This is a genomic window from Microbacterium sp. P5_E9 (assembly GCF_054049175.1).
This window is the reverse complement of sequence record NZ_JBFUMV010000186.1, coordinates 1-503: the sequence shown is the minus strand read 5'-3', so window position 1 is coordinate 503 and position 503 is coordinate 1. Positions and strand designations below refer to the sequence as shown.

General features: G+C 70.6%; 2 pseudogenes. Both read right to left on the bottom strand.

The window, feature by feature from the left end:
• Positions 1–281, bottom strand: a pseudogene (locus tag ACXJ3V_RS20905) (PA-phosphatase); the annotation flags it as partial.
• Between the two features lie 27 nt (positions 282–308).
• Positions 309–503: pseudogene (locus tag ACXJ3V_RS20900) on the bottom strand (MFS transporter); the annotation flags it as partial.

Sequence of the window (503 nt, the reverse complement as noted above, 5' to 3'; positions counted from 1 at the left end):
AGCGGGCGGGCACGCGGAAGGAGTGTCTTGAACACCACGTTGGTGACCGCCGACGCCACGCCCTGGGCAATCAGCCCGTGCAGGGCCGCGCGCCGCGGTTTGCCGGGGATGAGGGCAAGGCCTCCGGCCACCGCGAACCACAGCTTCCCGTGGTTGGCGGAGGCCGAGAGCCGCCTGAACAGCACGTCATGGTTGCCGCCGGGCAGGCCGGACACGGCCTTGAGTAACATCCGGTCCAGCCCGGCGACCAGGCCCGGGCCCTTCCTCAGCATGCTTCGCATTTTTCCACCCTACCGCCGGGAAGCCGCCTACTCGTTGCGGAGCGGCGCGTCCGGCAGCGGCTTCGCGGCTCCGGCAAGGAGGAGCGCCACGAGGATGGGAGCCATGATCGCCAGCAGGGCCAGGTGGATGCCGGTGAGGTCACCCAGGTAGCCGAGGAGCGGCGGCCCTGCCAGGAAGGAGATGTATCCCAGCGTGGACACCACCGACACCCGGGCGGCGGC